At 30.5% G+C, this 26,769-nt stretch carries 23 protein-coding genes; 11 read left to right on the forward strand and 12 right to left on the reverse strand.

The genetic code is table 11. The annotated features are described in order from the left end of the window. The 6 genes from ACNG5D_RS08425 to ACNG5D_RS08450 all read left to right on the forward strand — a co-directional run. Nucleotides 1-2,279, forward strand: a 2,279-nt coding sequence (locus tag ACNG5D_RS08425; RefSeq protein ID WP_418183072.1) for a gliding motility-associated C-terminal domain-containing protein, incomplete at its 5' end; no start/stop codon positions are given. Nucleotides 2,280-2,290: 11 nt separating this feature from the next. Beyond that, nucleotides 2,291-3,217, forward strand: coding sequence for a PorP/SprF family type IX secretion system membrane protein (locus ACNG5D_RS08430; RefSeq protein WP_418183073.1), 927 nt, complete (start codon nt 2,291-2,293; stop codon nt 3,215-3,217). A 13-nt stretch (nt 3,218-3,230) separates the two neighbouring features. After that, the gene (locus tag ACNG5D_RS08435; protein WP_418183074.1) at nt 3,231-5,156 is read left to right on the forward strand and encodes an OmpA family protein; all 1,926 of its coding nucleotides are present in this window, start codon (nt 3,231-3,233) and stop codon (nt 5,154-5,156) included. A gap of 68 nt (nt 5,157-5,224) precedes the next feature. After that, nucleotides 5,225-7,147, forward strand: a complete 1,923-nt coding sequence (locus ACNG5D_RS08440) for an OmpA family protein (protein ID WP_418183075.1) — start codon at nt 5,225-5,227, stop codon at nt 7,145-7,147. Nucleotides 7,148-7,254: 107 nt separating this feature from the next. Next, nucleotides 7,255-7,974: a hypothetical protein gene (locus ACNG5D_RS08445; RefSeq protein ID WP_418183076.1), complete on the forward strand. Its 720-nt coding sequence runs from the start codon at nt 7,255-7,257 to the stop codon at nt 7,972-7,974. A gap of 140 nt (nt 7,975-8,114) precedes the next feature. Then, nucleotides 8,115-8,480 (forward strand): DUF1801 domain-containing protein, encoded by a 366-nt coding sequence (locus ACNG5D_RS08450; protein ID WP_418183077.1) that lies wholly within the window; start codon nt 8,115-8,117, stop codon nt 8,478-8,480. A gap of 49 nt (nt 8,481-8,529) precedes the next feature. Here ACNG5D_RS08450 and ACNG5D_RS08455 read toward each other — a convergent pair whose 3' ends face one another. Together ACNG5D_RS08455 and pdxH are read right to left on the reverse strand one after the other, a co-directional pair. Continuing rightward, complete coding sequence (locus ACNG5D_RS08455) at nt 8,530-9,027, reverse strand: CAP domain-containing protein (RefSeq protein WP_418183078.1); 498 nt, start codon at nt 9,025-9,027, stop codon at nt 8,530-8,532. 165 nt (nt 9,028-9,192) lie between these two features. After that, nucleotides 9,193-9,840 carry a pyridoxamine 5'-phosphate oxidase gene (pdxH, locus tag ACNG5D_RS08460; protein ID WP_418183079.1) on the reverse strand — a complete coding sequence of 216 codons (648 nt, stop codon included), beginning with the start codon at nt 9,838-9,840 and terminating at the stop codon, nt 9,193-9,195. Nucleotides 9,841-9,914: 74 nt separating this feature from the next. Here pdxH and ACNG5D_RS08465 point away from each other — a divergent pair, with 74 nt between their 5' ends. Further along, nucleotides 9,915-10,343: a hypothetical protein gene (locus tag ACNG5D_RS08465; protein WP_418183080.1), complete on the forward strand. Its 429-nt coding sequence runs from the start codon at nt 9,915-9,917 to the stop codon at nt 10,341-10,343. Between the two features lie 31 nt (nt 10,344-10,374). Here the strand turns inward: ACNG5D_RS08465 and ACNG5D_RS08470 are convergent, their stop codons facing one another. The 8 genes from ACNG5D_RS08470 to ACNG5D_RS08505 form a co-directional block, all read right to left on the reverse strand. Then, nucleotides 10,375-11,280 carry a ribonuclease Z gene (locus ACNG5D_RS08470; protein ID WP_418183081.1) on the reverse strand — a complete coding sequence of 302 codons (906 nt, stop codon included), beginning with the start codon at nt 11,278-11,280 and terminating at the stop codon, nt 10,375-10,377. Between the two features lies 1 nt (nt 11,281). Continuing rightward, nucleotides 11,282-11,752, reverse strand: coding sequence for a DUF3291 domain-containing protein (locus ACNG5D_RS08475; protein ID WP_418183082.1), 471 nt, complete (start codon nt 11,750-11,752; stop codon nt 11,282-11,284). Between the two features lies 1 nt (nt 11,753). After that, nucleotides 11,754-12,086, reverse strand: a complete 333-nt coding sequence (locus ACNG5D_RS08480) for a ribonuclease Z (protein WP_418183083.1) — start codon at nt 12,084-12,086, stop codon at nt 11,754-11,756. 3 nt (nt 12,087-12,089) lie between these two features. Next, complete coding sequence (locus tag ACNG5D_RS08485; RefSeq protein ID WP_418183084.1) at nt 12,090-13,019, reverse strand: aspartate carbamoyltransferase catalytic subunit; 930 nt, start codon at nt 13,017-13,019, stop codon at nt 12,090-12,092. Between the two features lie 8 nt (nt 13,020-13,027). Then, nucleotides 13,028-13,567: a bifunctional pyr operon transcriptional regulator/uracil phosphoribosyltransferase PyrR gene (gene pyrR, locus ACNG5D_RS08490; protein WP_418183085.1), complete on the reverse strand. Its 540-nt coding sequence runs from the start codon at nt 13,565-13,567 to the stop codon at nt 13,028-13,030. A 131-nt stretch (nt 13,568-13,698) separates the two neighbouring features. Continuing rightward, entirely contained in the window at nt 13,699-14,466 is a 768-nt protein-coding gene (locus tag ACNG5D_RS08495; RefSeq protein ID WP_418183086.1) for a T9SS type A sorting domain-containing protein, read from the reverse strand. Nucleotides 14,467-14,685: 219 nt separating this feature from the next. Beyond that, nucleotides 14,686-16,518: a 30S ribosomal protein S1 gene (gene rpsA, locus ACNG5D_RS08500; RefSeq protein ID WP_418183087.1), complete on the reverse strand. Its 1,833-nt coding sequence runs from the start codon at nt 16,516-16,518 to the stop codon at nt 14,686-14,688. Between the two features lie 238 nt (nt 16,519-16,756). Further along, complete coding sequence (locus tag ACNG5D_RS08505; protein WP_418183088.1) at nt 16,757-17,929, reverse strand: GNAT family N-acetyltransferase; 1,173 nt, start codon at nt 17,927-17,929, stop codon at nt 16,757-16,759. Between the two features lie 81 nt (nt 17,930-18,010). On the opposite strand from ACNG5D_RS08505, the gene ACNG5D_RS08510 reads away from it, so the two are divergent. From ACNG5D_RS08510 to ACNG5D_RS08525, 4 genes are all read left to right on the forward strand, one after another. Further along, nucleotides 18,011-18,388, forward strand: coding sequence for a LysM peptidoglycan-binding domain-containing protein (locus tag ACNG5D_RS08510; RefSeq protein WP_418183089.1), 378 nt, complete (start codon nt 18,011-18,013; stop codon nt 18,386-18,388). A gap of 204 nt (nt 18,389-18,592) precedes the next feature. Then, nucleotides 18,593-21,451, forward strand: coding sequence for a sensor histidine kinase (locus ACNG5D_RS08515; protein ID WP_418183469.1), 2,859 nt, complete (start codon nt 18,593-18,595; stop codon nt 21,449-21,451). Between the two features lie 3 nt (nt 21,452-21,454). Continuing rightward, nucleotides 21,455-22,207 (forward strand): LytR/AlgR family response regulator transcription factor, encoded by a 753-nt coding sequence (locus ACNG5D_RS08520; protein ID WP_418183090.1) that lies wholly within the window; start codon nt 21,455-21,457, stop codon nt 22,205-22,207. A 106-nt stretch (nt 22,208-22,313) separates the two neighbouring features. Next, nucleotides 22,314-24,851 (forward strand): T9SS type A sorting domain-containing protein, encoded by a 2,538-nt coding sequence (locus tag ACNG5D_RS08525; RefSeq protein WP_418183091.1) that lies wholly within the window; start codon nt 22,314-22,316, stop codon nt 24,849-24,851. Nucleotides 24,852-24,909: 58 nt separating this feature from the next. Here the strand turns inward: ACNG5D_RS08525 and cmk are convergent, their stop codons facing one another. Both cmk and porQ read right to left on the reverse strand, forming a co-directional pair. Next, nucleotides 24,910-25,602 (reverse strand): (d)CMP kinase, encoded by a 693-nt coding sequence (gene cmk, locus ACNG5D_RS08530; RefSeq protein WP_418183092.1) that lies wholly within the window; start codon nt 25,600-25,602, stop codon nt 24,910-24,912. Between the two features lie 135 nt (nt 25,603-25,737). After that, on the reverse strand, nt 25,738-26,757 hold the full coding sequence (porQ, locus tag ACNG5D_RS08535) for a type IX secretion system protein PorQ (RefSeq protein WP_418183093.1): 1,020 nt from the start codon (nt 26,755-26,757) through the stop codon (nt 25,738-25,740). Between the last annotated feature and the right edge of the window lie 12 nt (nt 26,758-26,769).

A 26,769-nucleotide genomic window follows, 5' to 3' on the forward strand; every position in this document is an offset into this window, starting at 1 on the left:
CTCTTGGGTTAAATATTGAAGATAACTGTACTACAGATGATAACTTAGTAGTCACAAACTCTGATAGCGCTTCTGGCACTTGTCCTCTTGTTGTTACTAGAACATATACCATTACGGATGCTTGTGGGAATACTGTTAATGCATCGCATACCATTAATGTTGAAGATACTACAGCACCTTCAGTAGCAGGAACAATACCTACAACAACAGTTGAAGGATGTACAGCTTCAGATGTAAGCATGCCAGCTAATACTGTTGCCGATTTAGAATCATTAGGTCTAACTATTTCAGATGGATGCTCATCAAATGATCATCTTATTGTAACAAGTTTAGATAGTGCTTCTGGCACTTGTCCTATTGAAGTTATAAGAACTTATACAATTACGGATGATTGTGGTAACTCTGCAACTGCAACACAAACTATTTTTGTAGAAGACACAACCAAACCTGTGCTTATAATACCAGCTAATGTGACTGCAGAATGTAGTGACGATTTAAGCCCAACAGCTTTCGGAACAGCTGCTGCAACAGATAATTGTGATAATAATCCAACGGTTACATTTAATGATGTAAGACAAGATGGAGACTGTTCTGGAACATATACAATTATACGTACATGGACTGCAACAGATAGCTGTGGAAATACTATTAGTGATGATCAAATTATTTCAACTTCTGATACTACTGCTCCTGAATTTGACCAAACAACACTTCCTGGAGATATTGTAGTTGAGTGTGATAACATTCCTAATCCTGTTACCTTAACTGCTACCGATAATTGTGGTACAGCAACAGTAACAGTTAATGATGAAAGAACAAACGGTAATTGCCAGTACAATTATGTAATAAAGCGTTCGTATACAGCCACAGACGAATGCGGAATTACTAATACACATGTACAAACAATAACAGTTCAAGATACAACACCTCCAGTTTTTGTAGAGACTTTACCAACTTTAAATATTGTTGTGCAATGTGATAATATTCCAGAGCCTGAAATATTAACAGCAACCGATGTTTGTGGAACAGCTACTGTTTCTGTGAGTGATGCTAGAACAAATGGAGACTGCCCTAACAGCTACAGTATAGCAAGAACATGGGTCGCTACAGATGAGTGTGGTTTAACAACTACATATACTCAAAACATAATTGTTCAAGATACTACACCTCCAACATTTGTTGAAACATTACCAAGAGATATAACTGTTGAATGTGATATGCTACCAGAAATAACAACACTAACAGCAATTGACAATTGTGGCGATGCTACAGTAACTGTAAATGATGCCAGAACAGATGGCGATTGTCCTTCTAACTACACCATTTCACGTACTTGGGTAGCAACTGATGAGTGTGGACTAACAACATCTCACACCCAAATTATTACTGTACAAGACACGACAGCTCCAGAACCAACAACAGCATTTGAGACAACATTAAATGTAAGTTGTACAGATATACCTGAAGCTCCTGAAGTTGAATTTGAAGATAACTGCTCTTCTAATGTTATTGTAAACTTTAACGAAACAAATACATTTGATGAAAACGTTATTGCAGATTATCAAATTATAAGAACTTGGACAGTAAGAGATGCTTGTAATAATGAAGAAACATACACACAAACACTAAATGTATCGTTAGACGAAATATTAAGTGAAGTTGTAGCAGAAGATATTTGTTTTGATAACGGCGTTATAAACCTAGATGGTTACTTAGCTGAAGATACTTTTGGAGGCTCATGGGAAATTATAGAAGGTAACCCAATAGCAACAGTAACAGGCAGTATATTTGATCCAACTAATTTAGAAGAGGCTTACTCTGAAACTTTTAATCCTAATACAGAAGGTATACAATATGTAATTAGATATACTGGTTTCCAATCTGGATGTATTAATATTACAGATGTTATTATCGTTGTTGATGCTAAATGTAAAGTTTTACCTTGTGGTGAAAAAGATATTAGTATATCTACAGCAATAACACCTAATGGAGATGGGCATAATGAATCTTTTGATATAGAAGGTATTGATTTATGTGGATTTGTAGCAGAGGTAAAAATATTTAACCGATGGGGAGCTCTAGTTTATGAATCGAATGAATACACTCTTGGAAGTTTAAAATCAGGTTCTGGTGTATTTGGAGATTGGAACGGTTCTTCAACTAAATCATCTTTTGGAAATAACGGAAAATTACCTAACGGAACATATTATTATATCATTAACTTAAGAAATAGTGGATTAGATCCTATAACCGGACCTGTTTACTTAGGAACCAAATAACATCTTAACCTATGAAATTTTTAAAATATAATATAATCGCTATTGCGTTGTTAAGCTGTACCATGGGAATTGCACAACAATTACCGCAATTTACACAGTACATGTATAACACCATATCTATAAATCCTGCCTATGCAGGAAGTAGAGAAGCATTAAGTGTAGTGGGTTTACATAGAAGCCAATGGGTTGGCTTTAAGGGTGGTCCAATAACACAAACATTATCTATTCATACACCACTTAGAAACGATCGTGTTGGTGTTGGTTTATCTTTTATTGAAGACGATTTAGGACCACAAAATTTCACATATCTATATGGAGATTTCTCATATAGTATCCCAGTAGGTAGAGACGGAAAATTAGCCTTTGGTTTAAAAGGTGGGTTTACTCAATTTAGTTTTGATACTAATTTCCGTTTAGATGACGATAACCAAAACGACCCATTAATTTATGGTACTGAAGATAGGTGGGCACCTAACATTGGCGCTGGTATTTATTGGAGTACAAATAGAGTTTATGCTAGTTTATCAGCACCAAGAATACTAAATAATGATGCCAATAATGCTAATGATTTTGAAGCTCTAGATCGTATTAGCTACTATTTTACAGCTGGTGGTGTAATAGATATTAGTAAAACGATTAAATTTAAGCCTGCAGCTTTAATAAAAGCAACAAATGGAGCACCTGTATCGTACGACTTAACTGGAAACTTTTTATTCAACGAAAAGTTTTGGGTTGGTGGTTCTTATAGAATAAACGAACAAACAGCAGCCATTGGTGGCATAGTAGATTTTCAAGTATCAAGGCAATTACGAATTGGTTATGCTTATGAAAAACCAATATCTGAAATTGCAGATTATACAACTGGTACACATGAAATATTACTTATGTACGAGTTTAAATTCTTAAGTTCTAAATTAAAATCACCTAGATATTTCTAAGACTCATTTTCCTATGAATATTAAAAATTACATATTAGTTTGTTTAGCTTTAATGCTTAGTTTTTCTACGTATTCGCAACAAGGAAAACAAAAAAGAGCAGATACACTATTTAATAAATTCTCTTTTGTTAAAGCAGCAAAATTATATAGAGAACTGGTGCAAGATAACTATAACAGAAATTATGCTACTAGAAAACTTGCCGATAGTTATGCTTTTTTAAGAGATCCAAGAAACGCTTCTAGGTATTATAAAAGCGTTGTTAAGCAAAAAGATGTACCAATTGAATATTATTATAAATATGCACAATCGCTTCGTGGTATGAAAAAATACGACGAATCTCAAGTGTGGCTTAAGCGGTATAAAGATTCTGGTGGCGTTGTAAATGCAAACGATTTTTCAAAAAACATTAACTTTATAACAAGTGTATTTGGAGCAAAACAACAATATTTTTTAGATCGTGTTCGCTTTAACTCTAAATATAGTGATTTTGGAGCCTTTGAACATGACGGAAAGGTATACTTTGCATCTGCCAGAGACGAAGGTGTTGCCATTAAACGGTTATATGGTTGGAACGAACAACCTTTTCTAGATATTTATGTGGCCGAAGCCGGTTCTAAACGAAACGTAGATCATACCGCTAAGGTAAAAGGCGATGTTAATTCTATTTATCATGATGGACCTGTTACCATTACAAAAGATGGTAAAACCATGTATTTTTCTAGAAATAATTTTAAGGATGATATCGAGTTAAAAGACAAAAAAGGATTAACAAATATGAAAATTTATCGTGCTACTCTAGTAGATAGCCTATGGACAAATATTGAAGATCTATCAATAAATGGCGATGAATTTTCCACTCAACATGCTGCTTTAAACACAGACGACACAAAATTATATTTCACATCAGACAGACCAGGAACATATGGCGGCTCCGATATTTGGAGTGTTGATATTGCTCCCGACGGATCTTTATCAAACATTCAAAACCTTGGCAATGTAGTTAATACAGAAAATGCAGAAGGATTTCCTTTTATAAACAACGAAGGAGTTTTATTCTTCTCTTCAGATGGTCATACAGGCTTAGGTTTACTGGATATATTTGCCTCTATTAAAGGCGAAGACGAACAGAGTATTGTAGATGTAATAAACTTAGGCGTTCCTGTTAATTCTAATAAAGATGACTTTGCTTTTACTATGAATCAAAACGGAATAACAGGGTATTTCGCTTCAAACCGTCAAGGTGGCCGTGGTAGTGATGATATTTATGCTTTTCATAGAGAACCTGTACTTCATGTTGAAGGTGTTGTAACCGATGCCATAAACACAAACCCTATTGCTGGTGCAAAAATTACTTTATTTGATGATAAAAATAATCAAGTAGCTTACATGGAAACAGATCAAAATGGTTACTATCAAATAAATATAGACAGAAATAAAGATTATAAAATTGTTGCTAATCAAGATAAATATATAGAAGATTACAGAGAGTTTACATCTAAAAATTTACAAACAGAGCTAACTACTATTACTGGTAATTTACTTTTAAATCCCGTACAAAACGTTGTTAAACTTGCCGAAATAGACTTAAATACCATTTACTTTAATTTTGATAGTCATACCATTAGAGATGATGCAGCAATACAGTTAGATAAAATTGTAAACCTAATGCAAAATGATTATCCAGAAATGGTAATTAGAATAGAATCGCATACAGACTCTAGAGGTGAATTATCATACAATGATAAACTATCAATAGACAGAGCAAATACAACGTATGAGTATTTAATATCTAAAGGTATCGATCCTTCTAGAATTACAGAACATCAAGGTTTTGGAGAACGTAGGTTAACAAACGGCTGTGAAGACGGACAAGATTGTGAAGAAGAAGAGCATCAATTAAACAGACGTACACAATTTATAGTAGTTAAAATGGAATAGATAACGCACTACAAATAGCGTGATAATACAATTATAGTATAGGATTTTTTAATTAAATAAGACCCCAAATGAAATTAAAAAACAACATAACAGCAGCTTTATTAGTATTAAGCACTTTTAGCACTTTTGCTCAAAACGATTTACAAAAAAAAGCAGATAATTTATTTAACAATTTTGCATTTGTTCAAGCCACAAGTGCATATCATAATTTAATTAATCATAATATAAACACCAATTATGCGACTAGGCAATTGGCAGATAGTTATGCCTATTTAAGAAATCCAGACAGCGCAGTTGTATATTATGAAAAAGTGGTTAAGCAAAACCATGTACCAATTGAGTATTATTATAATTATGCACAAGCACTACGAGGTACTAAAAATTATGAAGCCTCCAGAACTTGGTTAAAACAATTTAAAGATGCTGGCGGAAATATTAAAGAACAACATTATTTAGAAGATTCAGATTTTTTAAACGCCATATTTAATGCTACTAAACAATATGTTTTAAAACCTGTTAAATTTAATTCTAAGTTTAGCGATTTTGGTGCATACCAACACAACAACAAAATATATTTTACATCGGCTAGAGATGAAGGAACTTTAAAAAAACACCTTAATGCTTGGGATGAAGAGCCTTTTTTAAATATTTATGTAACCGAAAAAAACGCCAATACGGTAGTTAATAACAAATCTAAATTAAAAGGAAAAATAAATTCGGTATATCATGATGGCCCGCTTACTATAACTAAAGATGGTAAAACCATGTATTTTTCTAGAACAAATTTTATTAAAAATTTTCTAGGAAAAAATGGAGAAGGTATTTCTAATTTAAAAATATACAAAGCTACGCTAGTTGATGGAAAATGGAGTAATATTGAAGATTTACCATTTAATAGTAATCATTTTTCAAACGGACATCCAGCATTAAATGAAGATGAAACTAAACTCTATTTTGCTTCTGATAGGTCTGGTGGTTATGGAGGTTCAGATATATATTATGTAAATATAAATAACGGTTCTTATAGCCAACCAATAAATGCAGGAACTGTTATAAATACTAACAAAAACGAAAAATTCCCTTTTGTTAATAGTAAAGGTGTATTATTCTTCTCTTCCGATGGTCATCCTGGACTTGGTTTATTAGATATTTATGGAACTGTTTCAGATAAAAACAAAAACATTAAGAGTATTATTAACCTAGGAACACCAGTAAATTCAAGCAAAGATGATTTTTCATTTTTTATGAATCAAGATGGCTTATCTGGTTTTTTTGCATCTAACAGAAAAGGAGGTATTGGTAGCGATGATATATATGCCTACGATAGAATTCCACCATTAAATATTGAAGGTACTGTTTATAACGATTCTAACAACAAAGCTATTAATAATGCTACTATAACATTAGTTGATAGCAACAATGTAATTACAACCACAAAAACTAATGAAAACGGACATTATATTATAACCATAAACAGAGATACGGCATATCAAATTACAGTAAATAAAGATGGGTATAATAAAAACACAAAATCTGTATCATCAAAAAATACGAGTAGAGATACAAGGTCTATTAGTCATGACTTTTTAATGCAAGCTAAAGTTGTAATTACAGAAAAACCAATTGAAACAATTAGCCTATCTCCTATTTATTACAATTTTAATAGTGCTTCAATTAGAAAAGAAGACAAAGAAAGTCTAGATTATATAGTAAAGTCTATGTTAAATACATACCCGAAAATGAGTATTAAAATTGCTTCTTATTCAGACTCCAGAGGGCCTAATAATTATAATTATTTACTTTCGCAAAAAAGAGCAAGTGCTGCTTATAATTACCTTATAAAACAAGGTATTAATCCTTCTAGAATTATTAACTATAAAGGTTTTGGAGAAGAAAAACTACTTAATAACTGTAATAATTCATCTAACTGTACAAAAGCACAACACCAAATAAATAGACGCACCGAGTTTATTGTTGTAAAAATGAATTAAATGTTTTAAAACCTTATATTACAAACCATCAAAACGTAATATCGTTTTGATGGTTTTTTATTAAATTGTAACTTAATAAAGCAAATTATATTAATTGTTACTCACGTATGAGAAAACCGTTCAAATTAATATTCATACTTTTTATTTCAACACTTTTTTACTGGAACTGTAAAGAAGACAAAGTCATTTCTGAAACTAAGTTTGAACAAGCTGTTTTTTACCAAATTTTTCCTTCAATTATAGATTCTATTCATTTCGACAAACGACTTTTACCGCCACCGCCACCGCCACCAGAATTCTTTGAAAAAGAAGAATATAAAAATGATATTGATAAAGGAATTCTGGATTATAAACAAACTGATAAATACAAAAATGATATTAAAAAATGGGAAAGAAAAAAAGACTCTTTAAAAAGAGATAAATCTTCAATTTTTCTTGTTGTTTCAGATTCAATAAGCAGATTCGAAGAAGATGATTTAAACAAATTGGCTAAACATTTTAAAATTCAAGATTCCATAAATATAAAACTTGGATTAAATTATAAAATTGACTTAAACAAATTAAAATCAAACAATCAAAAGATTAAATTTAAGTATCGGTCGGAATTCCCTAATGGACGTGAATTTTGGACAACTGAATATGATTATTTTATTTCTGCGAAAATTGGTTTCAGTAGAATTATTTTTGATCAAACCAAATCTTACGGAGTTCTAAATGGAGGATATGCGATAGGAATTCTAAACGGAAAAGGTTTTAGGATTTATATTAAGAAAAACGAAAGCGGTAAATGGATAATCGATGATATTGTTAAAACTTGGATCTCGTAAAAAAAACCGTGCAATATCACCGTGTTTACTTCATTGTTAGTTCTACCTACTTACAAATACCCCTGCAGAATATTCTATTTAGTTTTTAATCTCTAAATTAGTAGCTTATACACGCTACATTTCATACATAAAAACTATTAATGCTGCCTAACGAAAAATTCTATTTAAGTAAAACTGAACCTAATCTAAGTTGTTTATTAACCTTACGCGATTTTATATTAAAACAAGATAATAACATTACAGAAACCACTAAATATGGCATGCCTTGTTTTTGTTTTAAAAAGAAAATGTTTTGCTATTTATGGATAAATAAGAAGACAAATATGCCTTACTTACTTTTTGTTGAAGGCGCTTACTTAAACCATCCCGAATTAGTAACAGGAACTCGTAAACGTATGAAAATTTTTAATGTAAATCCTAACAAAGATATACCACTAGATACTATAAAGATATTATTAAATACTGCTTTAAATTTATATAAACTAGGTAAAGTACCTTTAAAATAGTGTCTAACAAGCAATGTTAGTTACTTTTTTAATAAAAAATATAAAAATATTATTTTTTAATAAATATATTAGTGTAATACCATCTGCCCTCTGCATTTTTCTCTGCAGAAATATCAAAGTTTGTGTAATCACCCTCTAAATTTTCTTTATGAGCCTTACTTTTAAGCCAAGCTCTAACAACAGCGTCTGCAGAATTATAACCAAAGGCTACATTTTCAGAAACTTTTTTTGCGCCAGCATTAGATTTTAAATACTCACTTCTTGTAAAAAAATTATGATGCGATACTTCATCATTATCAATCATATAATCTGTATGGCTGAACGCTACAGACTTTACTATTGACATTTCTGTAAGTGCATTTAAGCCTAACGATAATCTGTGATTATTTATAAGCTCAAGAATTTCTACTTCTATGGTTTTTGCTTGTGGGGTTTCAAGACTTAATTCCATAGCATCTTCTTTGTCGTTAATACTGTCTGTTGAACAAGATGACAACATAAAAACAGTAAATACTGCTACCAATGGTAGTTTGATTAATAACTTCATAGGTTAAGTTAATTAGATTTGGTTCTGTAAAATTAACCCGTAAGCCTGAAGTAACTGTTAAGGAATTGTTAAAATCGACAAAAAGTATGTATTTCATCGATTATTTGAGTTTTTAATCGATAAAGCGTGACTTAAGTTGAATTTTATGTGTATTTCGTCGTTAATTTATGGAGATAATCGATTAATCGACCAATTGAAGTCGTTTTGAAGCTTATATCGAATACGATCATGAAGTCTATTAGGTCTGCCTTGCCAAAACTCAATTTCTACAGGTTTAACAATGTAACCACCCCAATAGCTTGGTCTTGAAATTTCTTTACCTTCGTACTCTTTTTCTAACTTATTAAGTTTATCTTCCAGATATTGTCTATTATCAACACACTCGCTTTGGTTTGATGCTATAGCACCTAATTGGCTACCGCGAGGTCTTGACTCAAAATAACCATCACTTAAATTATCTGGAATTTTTTCAGCTTTACCTTTAATTATAATTTGTCGTTCTGCCCCATGCCAAAAAAAGGATAAACAAACATTAGGATTAGCATTTATAGCTCTACCTTTTTCACTATTGTAATTGGTATAAAATATAAATCCTTCGTAAGTGTATTTTTTTAAAAGCACTACTCTATTTTTAGGATAACCATCTAAACCTATTGTAGAAATTGTCATAGCATTAGTTTCATCTTCTAAAAAATGAGAATCAACTTCATAAAACCACTTCTGAAATAGTTCTAAAGGATTTTCTGGCACTTCTTCTAAAAGTAATTCGCCTTTATTATAAGACCTTCTGTAGTTGCTTAAATCTTTTTCCATACTAGTGCAATTTACATGTTTTTTTAAAAAAAATTATGATAAATATTTTTATTATCTTAATACAAACTTTAAAAATGAAATTTGCTTTTAGTATTAAAATAAATAAACCTTTGCTTGAAGTTGTTAAGCATTTTAAAGATCCTGATGCATTAAAACAATCGCAAAAAGATTTTTTAAGGCTAGAGCATTTAAGTGGAACTAAAGGGCATGCTGGAGCAAAATCTAAATTAGTTTATAAAAATTTTGATTTAATTGAAACGATAATACTTAATAATTTACCCAAAGAATTTTATGCCAAATACGAGCATAAAAAAATAACTAACACCATGAATACAAAATTTAGCGTATTTAATAGTAACCAAACTATTATGCAAACTACTATTGAATACACAGAGTTTAAAGGGGTGCTATTAAAAATATTAGCTAATTTTTTCCCTAATATGTTTAAAAAACAAATAGATAAATGGTTAATAAAATTTAAATTATACTGCGAAAATCATTAAACTTCAATAAAAATAAACTTAAAGTGTTTATTTAAAACTCGAACGTTTTACCGTCTTCGGCTAGCTCTACATTATCAAAAATAGATTTAGCTTCGATTTTAAAATCCTGAATATTTCCATAACGTGTAGAATAATGCCCCAATATTAGTGTTTTTACATTTGCTAGCTTTGCTATGTTTGCTGCTTCTTTTGCTGTAGAATGTTTTGTTTTTACAGCTAAATGCGCATGTTGTTCTAAAAAAGTAGATTCATGATAAAGTACATCTGTGTTTTTTATAATTGAAACAATATCTTCTTTATACATAGTATCACTACAAAATGCATAACTTTTAGGCTTTGGCCCTGCTGTAGTTACGCTTTCGTTTTTAATTAATATGCCATCATCATTTTCTACATCAAACCCTTGTGTTAATTTTCTATAATAAGCAACATTCACATTTGCTTCTTTAACATTATGCATAACAAGTTTTCGTAAACCTTCTTTTTCTTTAAATAAGTATCCATTAGTATAAATTCTGTGATTTAAAGGGATGGTATATACTTCAACCTTATCATCTTCAAATATTAATTCAGATTTTTTTGATGTTAGTTCATGAAAATATAAGTTATAATTAGTCCATGAATCGGCTAATTTCATTTGAAGGGTTACAATTTCTTTAATTCCTTTAGGGCCATAAATATGTAAATCTGTTTCTCTAGTAAGTAGCCTAAATGTTGAAATTAGCCCTACCAAACCAAAAAAATGATCGCCATGTAAATGTGAAATAAAAATATGTTTTATTCTATTAAATTTAATTTTATGCTTGCGTAATTGTACCTGTGTACCTTCACCACAATCAATTAAAAACATATGGTTATTAATTTCTAAAACTTGAGAAGTGGTATTGTTTAATGTACGTGGTGTTGCACTATAACAGCCTAATATAGAAAGTTTCATGTTATATAAGCTGTTTATAATTTAAGGCATCTTTAAAAGTAAATTTACTTTTAAATGAAAAAGCATAAGGTGTATCTCCATGCGTATTTAAGTAATCTAATCGGTTTTTAGCATCTTGAAAACTAGGAGTATACCCTTCGGGAATATACCAAAATGCCATATGCATCATTTTCATTTTGCTAAACCATTCTTTTTTTCTTTTAAATACATCTATATGTCCTGATTTGTAAGTATAGTTAAAAAGAGATTCTAGGTTTTCCCAAACCGACATGTTAATTATTAATAAATCGTCTTGAAAAACACTTGTGGCTTCATTCTTATCCTCGTCTTTTAAACGCCAAATAAAACCTTCTGCAGCATCAGCTATGGCATTAATTTTGTCTAAATTATTTACAAAATCTTGCATAATTGGATTGTCCATTGGGGCCAATGGCTTAGCTATATTAACTTGTGCAAGGTTATATTTAATCATCTTAAAACCCTAAATCACGTTCCATATCTTCCATTTCAATAATATCATGAGCCTCTTGAATGGTAGGTACAACTACTAATTGATTAGGTACAATATCTAAATCAATTTTATTGGATACGATAACAAATGAATGCTTAGCTGCCTTATGTGTATTTGAAATATCTAAAAACTCTACAATTTCGGCTTTGGTTAAAGTATTTAAGCTCGTTAATGCTATTATTATATTATTGTTTTTATATTTTGGATATAAAGCTTGAAGCTTTTTTACCAATTCTATAACCGAAACCTTTTCTTGAGTGATTATAGTTGTATTCTCGTTTTGATTAAAAATCATAATCTATTGTTTTATTTTAGAAGCTAATAAATAAATAACAGCCATTCTTATTGCAACACCGTTTTGTACTTGATCTAATATAATAGATTGTTTAGAGTCTGCAACATCACTTGTTATTTCTACACCTCTATTTATTGGTCCAGGATGCATTATGGTTATTTCTTTATTTAACGAATCTAATAAATTTTTATTTACTCCAAACTGCTGTGTATATTCTCTTGTTGAAGGAAAATAACTAATATCCATACGCTCATTTTGTACACGAAGCATATTTGCTACATCGCACCAATTTAGGGCTTTACGAAGGTTTGTTTCAACTTTAACTCCTAGATTATTTATGTATTTAGGAATTAATGTTTTTGGGCCGCAAACCATAACTTCTGCGCCTTGCAGTTGCAAAGCGAATATGTTTGAAAGGGCTACTCTACTGTGCAAAATATCGCCAACTATAACTACTTTTTTCCCTTTTACATCGCCTAGTTTTTCTCTTATTGAGTAAGAGTCTAACAATGCTTGTGTTGGATGCTCATGTGCACCATCGCCCGCATTAACTATACTTGCATTAACATGTTTTGATAGAAATACGCCTGCTCCTGGGTTAGGATGGCGCATTACAACCATATCTACTTTCATAGATAAAATATTGTTTACCGTATCAATTAAAGTTTCTCCTTTTTTAACTGATGATTGTGCAGATGAAAAGTTTATTACATCGGCAGATAAGCGTTTTTCTGCAAGTTCGAAAGATAATTTTGTTCTGGTTGAATTCTCGAAAAATAGATTGGCAATAGTAATATCTCTAAGCGATGGTACTTTTTTTATTGGCCTGTTAATTACTTCTTTAAAATGATCGGCAGTTTCAAAAATAAGTTGAATATCTTTTTCTTTAAGATATTTAATTCCTAATAAGTGATTTACACTTAATTCGCTCATTGTTTTATTTATTTTTCTATTAAATAAACCGAATCTTCATTATCATGCTCTTTCCAGTTTACTTTTACTTTTTCGTTATTTATTACATCTACCTGTCGTCCTTTATAATTAGGCTGTATTGGTAAGTGTCTGCTAAAGCGTCTATCAATTAAGGTTAAAAGCTCTATTTCATTTGGCCTACCAAATGATTGTATGGCTGTTAAAGCGGCTCTAATACTCCGTCCTGTATACAAGACATCGTCAATAAAAACTATATTTTTATCTTCAACTAAAAAATTAATTTTAGTTTTGTTTGCTTCTAATGGCTTATCACTTCTTCTAAAATCGTCTCTAAAAAAGGTAATATCTAAATGGCCAACTTTTACATCTTTCACTTTATAATCTTCAGATAAAATTTTAGCTAATCTATCTGCTAAAAAAATGCCTCGTGGTTGTAAACCTATAAGTACAGTATTAGAAAAATTGTTATGTTTTTCAATAAGTTGACAAGCCAATCGGTGAAGAATGATGTTTACCTCTTTTGCGTTAAGTAAAACTTTTTGACTCATATATTATCCAAACGTGTTTGGCATACAAAGTTAAGCTAAAAAAACAAAGTGCACAATGTACTTTTAAGTTTAAGCAAAAAAATAGACCATACTTATTTTGTATGGTCTTTAAAAAATTAAATTAAGTGTTGTTACTTAATAAATTTGTACACTTTATTTTTTTTCCCGTTATCTAACATTAAAAGGTATACTCCTTTATTAAAAAAAGATATGTCTACTTGGCTAACAAGCTCTTTTTGCTTTTTTTCCTTTATAAGTTTTCCACTAATACTATATACTCGATAATTATAATATTGAGAATTATTAATAATTTCCAACCTATCTGTTTTCATAACTAGCTTTATGTTCGATTTACTAAATTCTGAAAACGATAATGTACCATCATTTTCACTAGTCATACTAACTGTAGTGGCATCAAACAAGGCTTCAATAATTGGATCTGTTAAGCCTGTAGGTTTGTATACTCGTAAATAATACACGTCTGTACTGTTTACATTGGTAGTTATTTCTGTTGAAAAGCTTCCTCCATCGGTAAGTGGGGGTACGCCTACTATAACATCAAAAGAACTACAAATATATTCTTGTAAATTATTTATATCTCCTGCAGGCGCTCTTAATATTTGATAATGAATAGTAGTATTAACCGCATAGGTAGTTTCCATACCAATAGTAATTTTATTGTCGCTAGCAGAAATAGGGTTAAAATAAAAAGCATCTATACCTCCTGAAACACAATTTGGAGCAGATATGCTAGAGGCTGTAGTGGCATCTGATACATGAAATGCTGTTATAGGCGTAGAATCTGGGCATAATACGGCATCGGTTATTTCGTCTCCATTTTGTGCTCTGGATAGATTAAAACAAAAAAGAAATAAAAGTAAAAATGTAATAATTCTCATAAACAAAGTATTTAGGTTAACAATTAAATTAAAGTGGTGTTTATTTAAAACACATATAAATGTATTGTTTTTATTACATAAAATAAAATTTATAAGCTAAATATTACGATTTGTTAAAACACATTAGGTTTAAATAAAAAAACCTCCAATAATTGGAGGTTTTTTTATTTAAAATGGATTTCCGTTATAAGGAAATTAAATGTAATTAAAATTATTCAATTATTTTTTCCCGTCCATTTTATCTTTAAGAGCTTGTAAAGCATCATTAGCATCACCTAAAGTTGGTTTTGCTTCTGCAGCTTGAGAAGCCTGTTTTTTAACAGCAGCTTTTACGTTAGCCATTTCTTCAGCTTTAAAGATTGCAGTATGCGATGCTACTACTCTTTTAAACTCTTTATTAAATTCGATAATTTTGAATTCTACTTCTTCTCCTTTTTTAAGTTTAGAACCATCTTCTTTCTCTAAGTGACGAGATGGTACAAAGGCTACGATATCTTCATTAAACTCGATGGTTGCTCCTTTATCAACTATTTCAGAAATAGCAGCAGTATGGGTTGTACCTAAAGCAAACTCTGTTTCGTACTTATCCCAAGGGTTTTCTGTAGTTTGTTTGTGACCTAAAGATAATTTACGTCCTTCAACATCTAACTCAAGTACAACAACATCTAACTTATCGCCTACAGCGCAGAATTCAGATGGATGCTTAATTTTCTTAGTCCAAGATAAATCTGAGATATAAATTAACCCGTCAATACCTTCTTCTAATTCAACAAATACACCAAAGTTTGTAAAGTTACGTACAACACCTGTATGTTTAGAACCTAATGGGTATTTGGCAGTAATATCTGTCCATGGATCTGGAGTTAATTGCTTAATACCAAGAGACATTTTACGGTCTTCTCTATCTAAAGTTAAGATTTGAGCTTCAACTTCATCACCAACAGTAACAAAATCTTGTGCTGAGCGTAAGTGTGTAGACCATGACATTTCAGAAACGTGAATTAATCCTTCAACACCATCTGCTACTTCAATAAATGCACCGTAATCTGCAATTACAACTACTTTTCCTTTTACCTTATCTCCAACTTTCACCTCTTCTGCAAGAGCTTCCCATGGGTGTTTAGATAATTGTTTAAGACCTAATTGGATTCTTGATTTGTTTTCATCAAAATCAAGGATTACAACATTTAATTTTTGGTCTAATTCAACAATCTCATTTGGATGGTTAATACGAGACCATGATAAATCTGTAATATGTACTAATCCGTCAACGCCACCAAGGTCGATAAATACACCGTAAGAAGTAATGTTTTTAACAACACCTTCTAATACTTGACCTTTTTCTAATTGACCAATAATTTCTTTCTTTTGTTCTTCAATATCAGCTTCAATAAGTGCTTTATGAGAAACAACAACATTTTTGAATTCGTGGTTGATTTTAACAACTTTAAATTCCATAGTTTTATTTACATACTGGTCGTAATCTCTAATTGGCTTAACATCAATTTGAGAACCTGGTAAGAATGCTTCAATTCCAAAAACATCTACAATCATACCTCCTTTTGTTCTGCATTTTACAAAACCATTTACAATTTCGCCAGTTTCATGTGCTTTATTAACACGATCCCATGCTTTAATTACACGAGCTTTTCTGTGAGATAATACTAATTGTCCTGTTGCGTCTTCACGAACATCAATTAATACTTCTACTTTATCTCCAACTGCTAAGTTAGGGTTGTAACGAAATTCGTTTAAAGAAATTACACCTTCAGATTTTGCATTAATATCGATAATAGCATCTCTATCAGAAATGTGTACTACTGTACCTTCTACAACTTCATCATCTAAAGTGTCAACGAAATTTTCGGCTACTAATTTTTCAAATTCTTTTAATTGTAAATCGTCAACTTCATCAATACCTTCTTGATAATTGTGCCAGTTAAACTCTTTTAAGAATTTTTCAGGGTTTGCTTGAGCTTCAGATACTACTGGAGCTTCTTTTGCTGGTGCTTCTGTTGCTTCAACTTCAGCTTGTTTTGCTTTTTCAGCCATTTAATTAATTTGTGATGTTTTTTATTTTAAAATAAAATCTCATCACATTTGTATTCTGTTATGTTTCAGGTAGTTTAAGCGATTAACACACAGAAGTGTTATATTATTTTTAGTTTCATTCCTTTTATCTTCCTGACGATTCGCTAAAAGGAGTGCAAAAATACATAATTTTACTATAAATACCTAGTAATGAGAAAATAAAATATTTACGCTTTTTTTAGCGTGTGTTTGTTGATTATCAAGCTATTATTAACTGTTTATTGCTCTTACCTTTTATTAAAAATTTTTCTTGATTTTTTATTGTATAAATCTTAATATTCGAAACATGTTCTTTATTTAAGTAAAGGAAATCGTAAATTGGCTTTCTTAGTTTAGAATATTTTTTTTCAAAAGGGTTTATCTCGTTTCTATAATTACTTACTTCAGTTTCATTAATATGAACTAATCTAAAATTATCTTGCTTTTTATGTGTTTTAATTTTAGATTTTTTATTTAATAGTTTATTCTTTATTTGATAAAATAAAACGTTAACTTTTTTCTCTCTTAAAAATTTAATTAAAATGTGTTTAAAATATTCTTTTTTAAAAGCGAAAAATGCTGGTATTGAGTTTTTCTTATAAATTAGGTTATAATTAAAATTATAAACATTATTACACCATTGTTTTTTATATTCAAAGTCTCCTCTACCGGTTTCAAATACTAAATAGTTATTTTTTATACACCAATCTATTTCTTTATATAGTACGACATGCCCTAACCTAAATGATGCATAGTCAATATTATAGGAAGGAATACCATAAAAAAATATTTTGTTATTAAAATGATAATTTGCCGTAATAGCTATAGGCTCACTTTCATTATACACTACAAATAAAGATCCCTTTTTTAATTTTATTAGTTTTATAATAAGCGCTTTATATTTATCCCAATCACTTTTATATATATCGGTTTCTTGGCGCTGTTTAAATCTCGCATCAAGCATGTTCCGTAACGCATTCATTATAAAATTATACTCAGCTTCATCTATGTATCCATAAAACATTTTATAACGAATGTTAAAACTAGTTTCTAACCTTCTTATATACTTTTTTATTGCGCTCTTTTTTTTGAGACTAAACTGTACTTTTAAATACTCATTAACATGGTTAAAATCCTGTAAATAACATGAATACCCTTTAACTTCTTTTATTACTTTTGTTTTAAATAACGACTCTTGCTTTAATTTTAAATCTAAGTAATCTGGAACGTATTTTAAACGAAAAAAAAGCTTATTATTTTCATTTAAACTTTCATCAATTGAATTAAATAAAATTTGATTATTTTTAGAATGAGATATTTGAGAATAAATTACTGGAACACCATTTTGTTTTTCAAAAATATCATGAAAGAAATCTATATAATCATTAAACATAGTTATTTTATTTTTTAACAAACATATTAAATATATAAGATTTTTATTATATTGACATTAAAATTTTAAACGTACAAAATCATGGTAAAAGCAAAATATCAAGAGGTATTAAATTTAGGAGAAGCCTTAAACATTCAAGATGGAAATGTTACTGAAGAAAATGGCATTCTTAAAATAAAAGGAACAGCAAAAACACAGTATGAAAAAAATATTCTTTGGGATAAAATTAAAGAAATAGGTGGTGAAAATCCATCTGATATTAAAGCAAATATTACAGTTGCTGATGAAAGTGTGTATGCAAGGCATATTGTAAAAAGTGGTGATACTTTAGGAAAAATTGCTAAGCATTATTATGGTCAAGCTTCTAAATATCAAGAAATTTTTAACGCTAACACTAATATTTTAAAGAATCCGGATGTTATTCATCCTGACCAAGAATTGGTTATACCTAATTTATAGACACTTAATCTATTTATACTAAAGCGGCTTTTTGCCGCTTTTTTAATTTATATTTAAAACGACTAGTTTAAGTTTTAGAAAAAAAACATCTATTTTCAGAAAATCATTATTCCAAAACTAAGTAATATGTAATAAGTTTGTTTTGTGACTCACAACGTGCTTAAAAAATATATTATTTTAAAAGTGTTAATACTTAACACTTTTATGTTATTGGGACAAAACCCAACGCATAGTTATCTGCAAAATATTTCCTCTTTACCTGACACCGAGTTTTACGACATCGTAGAAGACCAAGAAAATTACATTTGGTTAGCCGCAAATAAAGGATTATACCGTTATAACGGAAAAGATTACAAACTATTTATTCATCCTGAACAAAAATCGAATTCCCTTTTTCAATTAAAATTTGATACAGATAATAAACTGTGGTGTAACAATATTTACGGCCAGTTATTTTATGTAGAGAATGATAGTTTAAAACTATTTTACGATGCAAGCAAATTGGTAAAAGGACAACTAGCGCCTTATACCGCACACAAAGACTATATCCGATTATTTACCGTAACAGGTGTTTATGATATTGGTCTAACAACAAAAAAAATCAATAAGCTTTTTAATGGTATGTGTATTAGTAGCTCTACTTTTAAAGAGACCAATTACACCTTTGCTATTAGCTTTGAAGACAATTTAGAACGTCATCGTATTTATAAATTAAATAAAAATAAGTCCGAAAAAATATTTGAAATAACAAGTACAAAAAGAATACAATCTCCAAAATTATTTGCTTTTAATACTAATGTATTCTTTACACACAAAAGCGTTAATGGTAATGTTTTATATTCTATAAATAAAGTAAATAATAATGTAACCAAGCTTAAAACACCATCGCAAATACAACATGAAATCATTTATAATCTTCTAAATTTTAACGACGAGTATTGGTTTTTAACTAGTTCTGGTGTGTTTATTTATACTTTTAAAAGTGAATTTTTTACGTTTAAAGAACAACTTTTTAAAACTGAATCTATTACAGATGTTCAAAAAGATTTCAATAATAATTACTGGTTTACAACTTTAGATAACGGTGTGTTTGTATCTCCAAACCTTAATATTCGTCGAGTAGAATTATCAAGTATTGAATCTAAAATTACAGCTTCTGCCACATTACAAAACAATCATTTTGTATTTGGAACCAACAACGGAAAATTGCTGTTTTATAATCTAAATCATCTTATAAAAACACTACAGTTACCAGGGAAAAAAATTATAGGCAAATTGCATTTTGATAAAAAAAATGAACAATTAATTGTTAGTATTAACGCTTCAGAATCATTTGTGATCGATTTAAAAACGGATAAAATTACCGACGTAAATAACCAATTTTCGGTTGCAAAAACCTTTTCTAAAATAGACGATAAGACTTTGTTTTATGGTAATTATCGACAAGGTATTGTGTATAAAAACGCTTTTGATAATCCTAAAAAACAGATTCTTAAAGAGAGTCGTGTAAAAGCTTCTGTTGTTTTAGGAAACACATTGTTTGTATCTTATATAAATGGACTATACAAATACAACACCAAAACATTTACTTCTGAGGAAATTAAGTTCAACTCAAGTGGTCTAATGGTTAATTCAATTGCAAATACCAACGGAATTATTTGGTTAGCCACACAGCACAACGGATTACTAAAATACGAGAACAATACCTTAAAACCTTCAGGAATTAATCTTCCGGACAACCTTCAAACAAATACAATACATTCAGATGGGTTTGTACTATGGATATCAACCGATTCGGGATTGTTTCAATATCATACAAAAACACATCAGCTTCAATCGTTAAATACGCAAGATGGTTTAAACACAGCAGTTAACGACTTTTTGGTACTTCAAAATCAAATTATTGTAAGCCTACCAAAAGCATTTTATACACTTCCTAAAGCAAGTGGTTTGTTTAAAACCTTTAAAACTGCAAAGGTTAAGATAGAAGGGGTTTCTATAAACAATCGGGACACTTTGGTTGCCAACAACTACAAATTGCCACATGATTTTAATAAAATAGGACTAACCTTCAATTCCAATGGCTTTCAATCAAGCAAGCATGTTAACTACCATTATCGTGTAAAACAGCTAGATACTAGTTGGCAAAACATTCCTTTAAATACGCATTTTGTTAACTTTAATGGTCTAGCTAGCGGAACCTATACTTTTGAATTAAAAGCACAAAATATCAGTTCTAAAAATCCTGTTTCTGCAACACCAATAACCTTTGTAATTGCTAAACCATTTTGGGAAACCTATTGGTTTTATGGCCTAGTCTTAGTGTCAATTATAGGTTTAGTTTGGCTGTATTTTAGATGGAGACTACAACAAAAAGAGCAACAACGCATTGCCGAAATTGACAAGATTTTAATAGATAAAAAAATAACGAATTTAAGGTTAGAAAATCTGCGCTCGCAAATGAATCCGCATTTTATTTTTAATGCTTTAAATTCTATTCAAGATTATATCATTTCGAACGAAAAGGAATTGGCAAGCTCGTATTTAGTGAAGTTTAGCCGATTAATCCGCATGTATTTAGATTACAGTCAGCAAAACGAAATCACTTTAGAAGAAGAATTAAACGCTTTAAAACTCTATTTAGAATTAGAAAAAGTGCGTTTTGAAGATGAATTGGAATATCGTATTTCTATCGATAATCAGTTAAAAACAAAACAGATAAAAGTACCATCTTTATTCATTCAACCTTATGTTGAAAATGCTTTAAAACACGGATTATTACACAAATTAAACAACCGAAAATTGCATATTGAAGCAAAAATTGTTCAGCAAAATAAATTACAAATTACAGTTGAAGATAATGGTATTGGTCGAGAACAATCCGAAACATTAAAACGACCAAACCAACAGCACAAGCCTTTTGCAACCAAAGCCAATGAAGAACGTGTGCATCTTTATAAAAACAAATTAAAGCGTGATATAGCCATAACTACCAACGATTTGTATGACGAAAACGACGTTGCTGCTGGTACAAAAGTGATCATTACCACTCCAATACATTAAGATATGAAAGCGATAATTATAGACGACGAAAAACGCGCCAGACATTTACTATCCAACTTGCTAACCGAACATTGCGCAAGTATTACAAGCATTGAAGAAGCGCAAGATTTAGCATCTGGTGTAGATTTGATTAAAACCAGTAAACCAGATGTTGTCTTTTTAGATATTGAAATGCCAAATCAGTCCGGATTAGATATTTTAGAATACTTCCCAAATCACGTCGATTTTAAAATCATTTTCGTTACGGCATACAACCAATATGCCATTGAAGCCTTCAAATTATCGGCTGTAGATTATCTCTTAAAACCAGTTGATACTAACGAATTAAAAGAAGCAGTTGCAAAAGCCGAAGAAGCCATAAAAACTAACAATTTAAACGACCAGTTAAATAAGTTACGCGACTCGTTAAAGCAACTCTCAATGGACAAAATTGCTTTAGAAATACCAAAAGGGATTATGTTCGCATCTCACAACGATATCGTATATTTTGAAGCCGATGGCATGTACACCAACGTACAACTTATGGATGGCAAACAAAAAACCATTTGCAAACCGTTGAAGCATTTTGTAGCGCAATTAGAAAGCAACGCGATGTTTTTTAAATGTCATCGATCGTATTTAATCAACCTAAAATATGTAGATGAATTGGTAAAAGATGATGGCGATTATTTATTAATGAACAATCAAAAACGCATTCCAATTTCAAAATCTAAACGCGATCAATTTTTAGAAATAATCAAAGAAACATTTATGTAGCTTTTCATTCAGAAAGAAATTAGAGCTATTCAGAAAAAAGCAAATTGAATACCTAGAAACTCCCCTTTGTTTTGTAGCTGATTAATTATAAAAAATATCAACTACAATGAAAAAAAATTTACTCTTATTTTCTTTTTTAATAGCGACTGCATGGTGTAGTATACATGCACAAAATGTTAACATTCCAGATGCTAATTTTAAAGCTTATCTTGTTGGAGATACGACCATTAATACCGATAGTGATAGCGAAATTTCTGTTGCAGAAGCGCAAGCTTTTACAGGCAACTTATTGGTAAATGGATTATCTATTACAGATTTAACAGGTATTGAAGCTTTTGTTAATATTACACGTCTAGATTGTTACAGTAATAATTTAACAGCCTTAGATGTTAGTAATAACTTAGCATTAACACGTTTACACTGTGGTTCAAATCAAATTGAAACATTAGATATTAGTGCAAATACTCTAATTACAGATATTCAATGCCATAATAATGGTGTTTTGTATGAATTAAACATTGCCAACGGTAATAACAGCAATATAAATTGGATGAAAGCCTATGGTAATAGTTTGTCGTGTATTCAAATAGATGCTGGTTTTACACCACCAGCAGATGCAGGAATTTACAGCCAAGGTTGGACTAAAGGTAACTCAGCATTTTATAGTGAAGACTGTGTTGCATTAAATCAAGTAGTAGATATTCCAGATGCTAATTTTAAAAGTTTTTTAGTTAATGATAGCAGCATTAATATAAATGGAGATTCAGACATTACCATGGCAGAAGCGCAAGCTACAACCGAGTTAATTATGAATGGTACAGGTATTGCAAACCTTACAGGTATTGAAGCTTTTATAAACTTAACGCGTTTAGATGTGCCTAATAATAGCTTAACGACTATTGACGTAAGTAACAATTTATCTTTAACACGTTTGCATGTTGGTTTCAACAATTTAACAAGTTTAGATATACGTTTAAATACAAGTATTAATGAATTGTTTTGTTATGAAAATAGTGCATTAGAAACATTGTTGATTTCTAACGGAAATAACAGCAATTTCACCTACATGAAAGCGTATAGTAATGCAAGTTTAACATGTATTCAAGTTGATGCAGGCTTTTCGCCACCAGCAAACAGCGGTCAGTATGTAGTAGGTTGGACTAAAGATGGTCAAGCAAATTATAGTGAAAATTGCATACCAGCAGTTTATTATGTAGATGCAAATGCCACAGGAGCCAACGATGGTAGCTCATGGACAGATGCTTTTACAAACGTAACAGACGCTTTAGCAAATACCAATTTAAACGATGCTGTATGGGTAGCAAAAGGAACGTATACATTAACAGATAAAAATACCCCAATTGCCGTTAGTACAAACGAGGTTGATATTATTGGAGGTTTTTCTGGAACCGAAACGACTCTAGCAGATAGAGATTTAACAGCTATTCACACTACAAATGCAACAGTTTTTACGGGAGATATTAATGGTGATGATATTGATGGAGATTTCTCATCGAACAAAACAGATAATGCAGAGCGTTTATTTGAATTAAGAACAAGTGACGTCACTTTTAATGGTATTATTTTTGAAAATATTTACGACACATCACAATCTGGTGGCGTAGAAGAAAACGGTGTTATATTTATACCAAATAGCTTAAATGCTAATAATTTAAAAATTAAAAATTCGATATTCAGAAGTAATTATTCTAATGGATATTTACTTAAAATGCGAAAATTTAATCAAGGATTACTTATTGAAAACACTACGTTTATAAATAATACCATTGTTAATATGGGATTGGTTTATGTGCAATCTGATAGTACAAACGGTTATATTTTTACACGTTGGGCAAATGTTTTGGTAGCAGATAACGATATTAATCTTTCAGCCTTAGATATTTTTAGATCAGATTGGAATAACGGAAGCACTTTAGATGTTGTAATTAATAATAGTACGTTTGTTAATAATGATTATAATGGTACTTATGGTAATTCTATTACAGCCTCAGGTAATGGAAGTGTTAACCTAAATATTCATAATTCTATCTTTTGGCAGAATACTGTTAATGGTGCAGCAGCTACTAGAGATATTTCCGACGGAATGAATTCTACTTACGATGTGTTTATTAGCAATTCTATTGCTAATGTATCGTCAAGCGCCGGAACCTATGGGACATTTAGTGCTACAAATGTAACCACTTTAGATCCAGCAACAGATAACTTAAATTTAGATGCTGATAACAAACCAACATCTGCTTCAAATCACATTATAGACCAAGGAGATAACGCTTACTACGATGTAGCTTTATTTGGTAATTTAGATTTGTCAGGTAACGGTAGAATTTTTAACACTACAATAGATTTAGGTGCTTATGAGTACAATTCTACATTAGGAGTTAATGATGAAGTTTTAAATGAAAATTCAGTAAAACTATATCCTAATCCTGTAACTAATAGATTATTTTTAAAATCTACAGAGAAAATAGAAGCAGTATTAATTTATACACTTAGTGGTCAATTAGTAAAACTAGCTAACACTATAAATAATGGTATTGATGTATCTAACTTATCTTCAGGATTTTATTTAATAAGCATAAAAAGTAATTCTGTAAGTGTAAATAAAAAATTCTTAAAGCTCTAATTTTTTTAACTTTAATAAAAAAAGCGTTCAACTACATTTAGCTGAACGCTTTTTTTCATTAAATATTTTCTAAAGTCTTTGTTACTAAATCTAACACTTTTTCATATTGCTCTTGTAATGATAAATTAGAGTTATCAATTTCAATAGCATCTTTTGCTTTTACTAATGGAGAATCTTTACGATTAGAATCTATATAATCTCGCTCTTCAACATTTTTAAGCACATCTTTGTATGTTACATGATCTCCTCGATCTAATAATTCTTGGTATCTGCGTAGTGCTCTCGTTTCGGCTGAGGCAGTCATAAATAGTTTTAGTTCGGCATCAGGAAACACTACAGTTCCAATATCGCGACCATCCATCACAACACCTTTGTTTTTCCCCATAGCCTGTTGTTGCTCTACAAGTTTTTGACGAACTTCTGATATTGCTGCAACTTTACTTACAAAACTTGATACTTCTAAGCTTCTTATTTGTTTTTCAATATTAACATTGTTTAAATACACCTCTGCATAACCCAAATTTTTATTGAATATAAAACCGATATTTATATTTGCCAATTCACCTATTATAGCTTCTTTATTAAACTTATCTGTACTAATAAGTTCTTTTTCCATGCAATAATAAGTAACGGCACGATACATAGCACCTGTATCTACATAAACATAGCCCAGAGCGCTTGCTAATTGTTTAGCTACAGTACTTTTTCCTGTTGATGAAAAACCATCTATAGCAATAGTAATTTTATTCATTTTTAATATTGAAAAGTTTTAAGGCTACAAAGTACTTAAAATACCTATAGTGAAAAATACTAATTATATTAATTAACACTTGAGCATACACATTTTACAACTTCAAACACCTATAATTTAAAATTAAATACTTTATTACTGCAAATCTATTTGTAAACCAAAGAAATTTGAATTTGCTGCGCTAGTGTATTTAGCATGTGTATAACTAAATCGCATTTTATTCATTTTAATTGATACGCCAGCCGATAGCCCAGAGAAATTTCGTTGATCTATAATTCTTAACTCCTCGCCTCTTCTAAAATTATATCCTAAACGAATATTAAAACCACCTTCTGGAAAAACTTCGGCTCCAACAATAGTGTGTCTTATTACTTGCCCTAGAAAACCAATTTTTTCTGAAGACTGATTGCCTGACAAATCGCTTGTTGATCGTGCTGGGTTTGGTTTAGCTATTGGCCATTGTTGTAAATTTTCTAATGTTACATGCCATCGAATAGGAACATTTTCTAAACGTTGAGACATACCAAAAGCAATTTCAAACGGTAACCGTTCTCTTAAATCTGCATAGGTAGTAATTTGAGTTCCTAGATTTCTTACCACTAAAGCAGCATTAAAATCTAAATCATCATTTATATATATAACTCCAAAATCTAAAGCTGTACCAACAGAGTTATATTGCTCTAGTTTTGATGTTATCAATTTAACATTAGCACCAAAATAAAAATCGGAATAGCTAATTTGCGTTGCATACCCAAAGGATAAAGCAGCCTCATTACCTGTAAATGTGCCTGTTGAATTTCCAGATTCATCATAACCATCAAACGACCCATAATTTATGTAAGTAATGCCGGCATGAAAGGTTTGTGTTCTTCTATCAATTGTATACGCGTATGATGCTGTTCCGTATCCAATGCCTCCTAAATAACTAGTATAATTAACAGCTAATTGATTATCCATTTCTACATTTATAGTTGCAGGATTAAAAATGGCCTGTGTTACATCGTAATCTACATTTGTTAAAACCTTACCGCCTAAAGCAGCTTGCCTTGGAGAAGATACCAAATTTAGAAACTGGTAAGTGGTTTCTCCTCCTACTTGAGCTATAGAATGAGAAACTATTAATAAACAAAAACGGGTTATAATTTTTCTTAGCATATTTACGACACA

Source organism: Algibacter ulvanivorans (genome assembly GCF_048381495.1).
Lineage (GTDB): Bacteria > Bacteroidota > Bacteroidia > Flavobacteriales > Flavobacteriaceae > Algibacter_B > Algibacter_B ulvanivorans.